This is a genomic window from Azospirillum brasilense, assembly GCF_003349955.1.
In the GTDB taxonomy this organism is placed as follows: Bacteria; Pseudomonadota; Alphaproteobacteria; order Azospirillales; family Azospirillaceae; genus Azospirillum; species Azospirillum brasilense_B.
Genome location: NZ_QLKQ01000141.1, coordinates 1 through 8,859, shown reverse-complemented (window position 1 = coordinate 8,859; position 8,859 = coordinate 1). Strand labels below are relative to the sequence as shown.

9 protein-coding genes are annotated in these 8,859 nt (G+C 64.2%); 7 read left to right on the top strand and 2 right to left on the bottom strand.

The features are described from left to right. The 4 genes from DXK32_RS31345 to DXK32_RS31330 form a co-directional block, all read left to right on the top strand. On the top strand, positions 1-250 hold a 250-nt coding region (locus tag DXK32_RS31345; RefSeq protein ID WP_247877434.1), incomplete at its 5' end, for a response regulator transcription factor. Between the two features lie 144 nt (positions 251-394). Beyond that, entirely contained in the window at positions 395-784 is a 390-nt protein-coding gene (locus DXK32_RS31340; protein WP_247877433.1) for a response regulator transcription factor, read from the top strand. Between the two features lie 78 nt (positions 785-862). Further along, on the top strand, positions 863-1,567 hold the full coding sequence (locus DXK32_RS31335) for a nitroreductase (protein WP_114862072.1): 705 nt from the start codon (positions 863-865) through the stop codon (positions 1,565-1,567). Between the two features lie 449 nt (positions 1,568-2,016). Next, positions 2,017-3,009 (top strand): protein kinase domain-containing protein, encoded by a 993-nt coding sequence (locus DXK32_RS31330; RefSeq protein ID WP_162801438.1) that lies wholly within the window; start codon positions 2,017-2,019, stop codon positions 3,007-3,009. Positions 3,010-3,280: 271 nt separating this feature from the next. Here DXK32_RS31330 and DXK32_RS32500 read toward each other — a convergent pair whose 3' ends face one another. Further along, complete coding sequence (locus DXK32_RS32500; protein ID WP_162801437.1) at positions 3,281-3,907, bottom strand: hypothetical protein; 627 nt, start codon at positions 3,905-3,907, stop codon at positions 3,281-3,283. Positions 3,908-4,732: 825 nt separating this feature from the next. Between DXK32_RS32500 and DXK32_RS31325 the strand changes: the two genes are divergently transcribed. Further along, positions 4,733-5,587, top strand: coding sequence for a hypothetical protein (locus DXK32_RS31325; protein ID WP_114862070.1), 855 nt, complete (start codon positions 4,733-4,735; stop codon positions 5,585-5,587). Positions 5,588-5,633: 46 nt separating this feature from the next. Continuing rightward, a complete protein-coding gene (locus tag DXK32_RS31320; RefSeq protein WP_114862069.1) occupies positions 5,634-6,212 on the top strand; it encodes a YceI family protein in 579 nt (192 codons plus the stop codon). A gap of 10 nt (positions 6,213-6,222) precedes the next feature. On the opposite strand, the gene DXK32_RS31315 is transcribed toward DXK32_RS31320, so the two are convergent. After that, the gene (locus tag DXK32_RS31315) at positions 6,223-6,921 is read right to left on the bottom strand and encodes a Crp/Fnr family transcriptional regulator (protein WP_051658559.1); all 699 of its coding nucleotides are present in this window, start codon (positions 6,919-6,921) and stop codon (positions 6,223-6,225) included. A 158-nt stretch (positions 6,922-7,079) separates the two neighbouring features. Here DXK32_RS31315 and DXK32_RS31310 point away from each other — a divergent pair, with 158 nt between their 5' ends. Next, on the top strand, positions 7,080-8,807 hold the full coding sequence (locus tag DXK32_RS31310) for an adenylate/guanylate cyclase domain-containing protein (RefSeq protein ID WP_114862068.1): 1,728 nt from the start codon (positions 7,080-7,082) through the stop codon (positions 8,805-8,807). Positions 8,808-8,859: the final 52 nt, after the last annotated feature.

The window sequence follows — 8,859 nt, the reverse complement described above, 5'->3', positions numbered from 1 at the left end:
CGCCCCGGCCGCCCCCGCCGTCTCCCCGGAGGTGATGGAGCGGCTGTCCAGCCTGACGCCGCGGGAACGCGACGTGCTGCAATGGCTGGTCGAAGGCAAGTCGAACAAGGTCATCGCCTTCGAGCTGTCCATCAGCCCGCGCACGGTCGAAATCCACCGCGCCCGCGTGATGGAGAAGATGCGCGCCGACAGCCTGCCGTCGCTGGTCCGCATGGCCCTGGCCGCCGGCATCACCCCCAAAGGGGAGTGAGTCCGGCCGCCGGGCGGCACCGGCGGCGACTGATCCACATCAAAACCACGCCCGATAAGGGGAACTCCGTATTCCGGCACCGCCGGTCGGCTTCTATCTTCCCTGTAACGCCCAGACGACGGGCGTCATTCCGCGTGATTTCCGATGCTGGAGGCAGTCTTGGCCGAACCGGGCGATAGCATCGTCTACATCGTCGACGACGACGAGCCGGTGCGGGACTCGATGAAGGCGCTGCTCGAAGCCTGTGCCTTCGAAGTGCGCGACTACGCGTCGTGTCAGAGTTTCATGGACCAGTACAACGGCAAGCCGTCGGGCTGCCTCGTCCTCGACCTGCACCTGCCGGTGATGAGCGGGCTGGAGTTCATCGAGCGCTTCGGCGCGACCCTGCATGGCCTGCCCGTCATCATGGTGTCGGGGCGCGGCGATCCCGCGACCTTCGCCCGCGCGCGGGAAGCCGGCGTGACCGCCTTCCTGGAAAAGCCGTTCGAGGAGGACCAGCTCCTTGACGCGGTGCAGCGCCTGCTGCCAGCCTGACCGTCCTTCTCCGTCCTTGAGAGGGCCGCCGTTCCCCGGACAGGGTTCATGAGACACCGTCCGCAGCGGAGCGCGCCCATGGCGTCCGAAGAATCCTATCCCCGCCCTTTGTCCGCGCTGGAGGCCCTGCGCAGCCGCCGCAGCGTCCGCGCCTTCACCACCGAGCCGGTGCCGCGCGCCGTGGTGGAAGAGATCCTCGCGGCCGCCAGCCGGGCGCCCAGCGGGTCGAACATCCAGCCCTGGAAGGTCCACGCGGTGGCTGGTGCTGCGCGCGAGGCGCTGTCGGCGGAGCTGCGCGCCGCCCATTTCGACCCGGCGGACGCCCAGGCCGAGGCGGAATACACCTACTACCCGACCCAGTGGTTCGAGCCCTATCTGGGGCGGCGCCGGAAGATCGGCTGGGACCTCTACGGCCTGCTCGGCATCGCCAAGGGCGACCGCGCGGCGATGGCGGAGCAGCACGCCCGCAATTACGACTTCTTCGGCGCCCCGGTCGGGCTGTTCTTCAGCATGGACCGGCGGATGGAGCAGGGAAGCTGGCTCGACGTCGGCATGTTCATGGAGAATGTGATGGTGGCGGCGCGGGGCTTCGGGCTGGACACCTGCCCGCAGGCCGCCTTCATCACGTACCACCGGATTGTCCGCCGCCATCTCGACATCCCGCACAGCGACATCCTGCTGAGCGGCATGGCGCTGGGCCACGCCGACCCCGACGCGCCGGAAAACCGCCTGGAGACCGAGCGCGCCCCGGTCGCCGACTTCACCCGCTTCCACGGATTCTGACGCCTCTCAATCCCGGAGGAGAGAAGGGTGCCAAGGGTACGGCCCCTTGCGTGACTGTACCGGTCCATATTGAAGCCCGGACGGTCGGCGCTCGCCGCCGACCGGTGCCGAACACATCCAACCGGCGGCGCGGAATGGGCAAGGTCGAAGCCGGTTGGAGGGCAGGGACGCGTCCGCGCCCGCCCTGAGGCGGATTTTCACCGGTTCAGCTCTCGCTTTTGGAACACTCTCTCGAACGTCTGAATCTGACCCGAATCGGACCTTGGTTCATGACAGCTATGCGCCAGAAGCGGGCACTGGTTGAGGTGGCGGGAATAATCCGCCCTGGGCCGTGGCGTTCGACCAGCTTATTGATTAACGTGGCCGAATGTTAGATGAATTGCGACATCCATTTTCGTTAGAAATGAGCAGCCGCCCGCCTGCAACCTATGGACTTATGGAATTTAGAAATGTCCAATCCTGAAGAATCGTTTGCGATCCATGAAGGTTCCCTACTGATTGGAGGGAAGTTGCTGCAATTTCCGGGGCTTAGTCTCGTTAAAGAAGCGGGCAGAGGGGCTAACGCTGTTGTATTTGAGGCAATCGATCAGACGCTAAACCGCCAGATAGCGGTTAAGGTTTGGAACGCTCGCGGCTTTGAACGCGCGCAACTTGAGACCACGAAAATTGCTCAACTGAATCATCCGCTCATTGTTTCCACACACTATTTCGGACGTGTCGAAGGCCACCCCTATGCCGTAATGGAATTTGTGCGTGGCTGCTCAGGAAAGGCATGGATCAAGAGTAACCGCCCCGTTAAGGAGCGCAACTTAGTCTGGCGCCTTTATTCGCGTGCTCTTAATTTTATTTACAATGCGGGTAGCATACATGGCGATCCACATCTTGGGAATATTCTGGTATATGATGCTTCTGCACACGTCTATGGGCATTCGGCACTCTATGGTGAGTACGGACTGAGCATCAAGCTTGCCGACGCCGGCACGAGTGAGTTCTGGGCATCACGAGGGGCAATCCTGAATCGGGAGAGTAAGTTAATCTTTGAGACAGCCAAGCGGCTATTTGCAGACCAGCAGATCGATCAGCTTTGGGCTCACCCAGCCCGTTTTTCTCATGAGAAAACATTGGAGGTGCTTGATACGCTCAGTGACTACATTGACACAGTAAATGGTTTGGTGGACTATGACCGTAGAAGCATGAACGCTGGTGTAATAGTGGAATTAATATTGAAGACTCCTCTGTTTAATCTTGATGTTGTTACGGAACAAATTAGGAGCACCGGAATCACAACCCCTGACAGGTTCGCCAGAAGGATTAATCAGAAGCTATTTAGAGTTTATGACCTTATGTCTGCCAGCGACCAGATTGGACCGGAGACTGTATCCGCCTATAGTTCAGTCCGCAACCATTATATAAAAAGTTCTATAAACGTTGATAAGCTATAGTTTCCCGCTTGGTTAGGCAAGTGCTGGCTAAGTAACGTCTGACGGACCGGCGCGTTGGAGTTGCTGGAAGCGGTAGCCCTTTCCAACCGGCGCAACCATGATGCGCCGCCATGAACTTCGCCCTCAACTTTCTGGTCTGGATCAAGCTCGCTATGACCCGCCAGTCTCTGCGCAGACTCTTTCCGTCAGACACTACTTGGGCGCTCTTGGGCATTCGAGGGTCAGTTTTTCCGCCAATGTCCATTCGTCGCGCCGCGTATTACCGTACGTTTCAGCTCGAAAGTCCCAAATATGAAAGAAACTCGCGGCCAATTGGCGTAATGCAAAAAATGAAAGAGAGGGATTTCCAGTCTTTCTTAGTCTCTCTAACTAGACCGAATGATTCGATGTGATAAAGAATTGAGTGATCGATCGGGCTATAATCACCATCTTTACTTCTGGTGCGATCTTGTTCAATAAATAAAGCATTCTCCGTTGCGCAGCGTGATAGAATGAATATTTCAGCATCATCCAGTTGGTTCAGAATGCGCAGAAAATGGCGAATTCTCCTCCCTCGCGCTTCTTCTGCGCTCAGGCCATAGGCAACCAGGGTGGCAATACGTTGTTTGCGGTCATCACTTAACGCCCTGACTGCCTGCCAAATGCCTTCCTCGAACAGATCGAGCCCCTCGGGCCTATTCAGTGCTGATTCCAACCGGATTTCATCGATACGTTCGGATAGATACCGTAAATAGGTTTCGATCCGCTCAATACGGGCATTTGGGATAGTTTCATTCAAAGCGATCTGCACCATCGGTCCGATACAGGGGATAAGACCTGCAGCAACGTTAAGCGTCCTGGCAACAGCATCACCGCGCGTTTCCCCTAATGGCGGCGGAACAGTCTTATCCTCTGCCACGTCCATCCTCCGAGTGATATTCAAAGCAATAAAATTTTAGGGCATGCGGTCACAATAGGCCAGACTTAACTGACATTTTCTATTGATGCTGCCAGACATCATCTGCCCAGCGATCGTGGCCAAACCCATAGCTCCGCCATTTCTCGGAAAGTGAGCAGTCTAACGTCCAAAATAAAATTACATCTCCACAGCTTTAGTTTGATATGGCGCCTATCATTTGGGAAAATCATGGTAATCGCCTGGCCATAACGAAATGAGGTGGCGCGCTATTTCTTTATATAATTCATTAGTGGATGGTATCCTATGGTCATATGCGGTCGAAGCTGGGGCGTTTGTCAGTATTAGCCACCTTAATTTCCTTCAGGACAGCAGAAATTTCGGAATTTGCCTAAGACAGACATTTCACCTCCCTACCGTCCGCAAAGCGGCCCTTTGCCAGCCGACCCCAGAGCGTGCCGAGAGCCCGGTTCAGAAATGATAGTCCGGATAAATTGATTGCCGTACAAGTTAGACAATGACCACTTCTGGCGCTGAACCGACACACGCAAGTCGCCGGCCCAGGGAGCAGCCCCGACCTTTGCAACGTGGTGCCCATCCCCCAAACCAGCACGGACGGCACGCACGGGCGGAACAGACGTTCCGCTCCAACGGCGTCGCTCACGCTCGAAAACCCGGTTGCACAGCGTTCGCGATGTGCGTTTTCGCACAGGCGTCAGCGAGCCGTGACGGCACTCTCCAGCCGCGCCGCGAAGCGCTGGCCTGACCGTTCCATCCCGGCAGGCTCCGCCCCGCGTCCCGTTTCCTGCGGCTTGGAGTGCCCCGACGATGGCTCTGCTCGATGATCTTGTGGTGCAGACCGCCCTGTTTCCCCTGGTGGTTGGCGTCGCCGCCGTCGGCGTGGTCCGTCTCGCCGGCGGGCGCACGCGGGGTCCCCGGTTGGCGGCGGCGGGTGTTGCCGCCGCCTTCCTGGCGGCCTACGCGCTGATCGTCGGCCTGCCCGCTCTGCCCCCGCCCTCCAGCATGGGCCGCCTGTTCTGGAGCGCGGTGGCCGGTCTGGTCATCGGGGTCGGTGCCGACCTCGCCGGGCTGGACCGCCGCCGCGGCACTTGGCTGCTCGGCGCCTGGGTGACGGCGTCCTTGCTGTGGATCGCCCTGCCGGTGCTGCCGGGAAGCCTCGACACCATCACCGCCGCCGTCCTGCTGCTGGCCGGCGGCTGGATCGCCCTGTCCCGCACCGCCGGCGAGAGCGAGGGGGCGGCGACGCCCGGCGTCGCCCTGCTGGCCGCCGCGGTGGCGGTGGGCGGGGTGGCGCTGGTCGGGGCCTCGGCCTCCGTCGCCCAGCTCGCCTTCGCGCTGGCCGCGGCCACCGGCGGCCTGCTGCTGTGGAACTGGCCGGTGGAGCGCCACGCCTGGGGCAACGCCGGTCAGGCGGCGCTGGGCATCCTGGTCCTGCTGGCCGCCACCCTGACCTTCTTCTCCTCCGCCCACGCCGAAGCCCTGCTGCTCGTCCTGCCGGCCTTCTTCGCCGACCGGCTGCGCGACCGGCTGCCCCTGCCGCGCACCGCCGCGGGACGGGCGATGGGCACCGTGGCGCTGACCGCCATCGCCCTGGTGCCGGCCGCCGCCGCCGTGGGCGTCGCCTTCCTTCTCTCCGCCGGTTCCGACGTGTCCGGCTACTGACCCACCCCTTACATCCCGTTCCATCCGAACAAAGGACTTTCGACTCATGAAGCGTCTTCTCGCCACCGCCGCCCTGTCCGCCCTCGTCGCCCTGCCGATGACCGTCCAGGCCGCCCCGGTCGCCTACAAGCTCGACCCGGCCCACACCGCGGTGGTCTTCATCGTCGACCATCTGGGCTTCGCCAAGGCCATGGGCCGCTTCAACACGGTGGCCGGCGAGCTGTCCTTCGACAAGGACGCCGCGGACAAGAGCAGCCTGTCGGTGACCATCGACACCACCAGCGTCGACACCAACCACGCCAAGCGCGACGAGCACCTGAAGTCGCCGGACTTCTTCAACGCGAAGGAGTTCCCGAAGATGACCTTCAAGAGTACCAAGATCGAGACGACCGGCGACAAGACCGGCAAGCTGCACGGCGACCTGACCCTGCTGGGCGTCACCAAGCCGGTGGTCCTCGACGTGACCTTCAACAAGGACGGCGTCAGCCCGGCCAGCAAGCAGGAGACGGTCGGCTTCTCCGCCCGCGGCACGATCAAGCGCTCCGACTTCGGCATGAAGTACGGCGTGCCGAACATCGGCGACGACATCCAGATCATCATCGAGTCCGAGGCGGTGAAGGCGTAAAGGCGCGCCGTCAATCCTCCTCCGCCGCCTGCCGGACCCGCTCCCGCAGGCGGCGGGTGTCGAGCAGGACCAGCGCCCCCCGCCGCTTCTCCAGCAGCCCGTCGCGCTCCAGGGCGCTCAGCTCCCGCGAGACCGCCTCGCGCCGGGTGCTGACACGGGCGGCGAGGTCGGCGTGGGGCGGCGGCGGGGAGATGGTCGCGCTGTGCTCCCCCCGCCCGTCCGGCCGGGCCAGCCGCAGCAGCTCGGCATAGATGCGGTGGCGCACGTCCAGCGTGTTGAACTCGTTCACCCGCGTGGCGAGCTTCCGGATCTCCCCGGCCAGCAGGACCATCACCTGGTCGCAGACGTCGGGGTGGCGGTGGATGCAGTCGCGGAACAGCGGGGCGGGCATGCAAGCGACCGTAGCGTTGGTCACGGCGACGATGCCGGCGGAGCGGGCCTTGCCGTCGATGGCCGCCAGCTCGCCGAAGAACTCCCCGGCGGGAATGTCGCGCAGGATCACCGTCCGCCCGGAGATCGCGCGGATGGTCACCCGGACCAGACCGGCGGCGACGACGAAGACGTCGGTGCCCTCATCCTCGAAATCGATGATCCATTGCCCGGCCTCGACCCGGCGCCAGAGGCAGCGGTCCTCCAGCGCCCGCAGCTCGTCGGGGGACAGGGAGCGGAACAGCGCCGCCCCGGCCAGCGTTTCGCTCCGGCGCCTCATGAAGGGGTATGGGTGTCCGGCTGTGGCATGGCGCGGGATGATCTCATAGGATGCCCGGGGACGCCACGCCGAAGCCGACCTTCACAGCCCGAGCCCGCCGACCGACATGACGACCGTCCCATCCGCCGCCCGCCGCCGTTCATGACCGGGACCCGTTCATGAAACGCCGGATCGAACGCCCGTTGCGCCTGTTCACCGGCCTGACGCTGTTCACCTTCGTCATCACCCACTTCCTCGCCCACGCCGCCGGCCTGCTGCTGCTGCCGGGGATGGAGGTGGCGCGGCGCACGCTGCTGTGGGCCTGGGACACGCTGCCGGGGCAGGCGCTGCTCGCCGGTTCCTTCGTCACCCACGCCGGGCTGGGTCTGTGGGCGCTGTACCGGCGCCGCCATTTGCGCATGCCCGCCGGGGAGGCGTGGCAGCTCGGGCTGGGGCTGTGCATCCCCCTCCTGCTGATTTCCCACGGCATGGCCGGCATGCTGTCGGACGACCTCTACGACGACCCGCTGACCTACCCGCGGGCGATCGTCCTCTACTGGATCACCGCGCCGGAAACCCTGCTGTGGCGCCAGCTCCTGCTGCTGGTCATCGTGTGGATCCACGGCTGCATCGGGATGCGCGGCTGGCTGATGACGAAGCCCTGGTACCGGCGCCGCGCCGCGCTGCTCGGCGCCTTCGCCATGCTGCTGCCCTTGCTGGCGCTGGCCGGGATCGTCAACGCCGGCTGGGACGCCGAGCGCCGGGCCGCCGCCGACCCCACCTATCTGGAGCAATTCCGCCCGCCCGCCCCCGGCACGCCGGAGGCGGAGAACCGCGCCGCGCTGGCGGCGATCAGCGGCGGCGTGTTCAACACCTACGTCCTGCTTCTGGTCGGCACGCTGGGGCTGCGGCAATACCGCAACTGGCGGGCGCGGGCGACCAGCCCGGTCCGCATCGCCTACCCCGGCGGACGCTCGGTCACCGTCCCGCGCGGAACCTCGGTGCTGGAGGCCAGCCGCGCCAACGGCATCCCGCACACCGCGCTGTGCGGCGGGCGGGGGCGCTGCTCCACCTGCCGCATCCGCGTGACCGAGGGGGTGGACGCCCTGCCGCCGCCCAACGCCACGGAACGGGCGGTGCTGGAGCGGATGAAGGCGCCGCGCGCCGTCCGGCTGGCCTGCCAGCTCCGCCCGGTGGCGCCGCTGTCGGTGACGCCATTGCTGTCGGCGCGGGACAACGGCCGCACCTTCGCCGTCACCGCCCCCATGGACAGCGGGCGGGAGCTGGCGATCACCGCCCTGTTCGTGGATTTGCGGGGATCGACCTCGCTGGCCGCGGAGCGGCTGCCCTTCGACGCCCTGTTCATCGTCACCCGCTACGTCCAGGTGGTCACCGACGCGATCCGGCGGCACGGCGGCTACGTCATCGCCATTGCCGGCGACGGGGTGATGGGCATGTTCGCCAACGAGGACGACCCCGCGGCGGCGGCGGCCAGCGCGCTGCGCGCCACCGCCGACCTGTGGCGCGACATCGAGGTGCTGAGCCGCGACCTCGCGGAGGAGCTGGACCAGCCCTTGGCCTTCGGGGCCGGGGTGCATTCCGGCCTCGCCGTGGTCGGGGCGGTGGCCTGTTCGGAGGACGGATCGCTGCAATTCATCGGCGACACCGGCAACGTCGCCGCAAGGCTGGAGGAGATGACCAAGACATTGGGCGCCACCGTGGTCTTCTCCGACGCGGCGGCCGAGCTGGCGGGACTCCAGGGGCTGGAGCATCTGGAGCGCCACGAGGTGGCGATCCGGGGCCGCGATGGCACGCTGGGGGTGCGGACGGTCCGCCGCCAGGAGGATTTGCGGGCGTTGCTGGAGGGAGGGACCACCGTTCCTTCTCCCCCCTGGGGAGAAGGTTAGGTCCTGTCTGACGAGCCTATTGACGTTGTGCTTCAGAGCGCAAGGTCAGTTT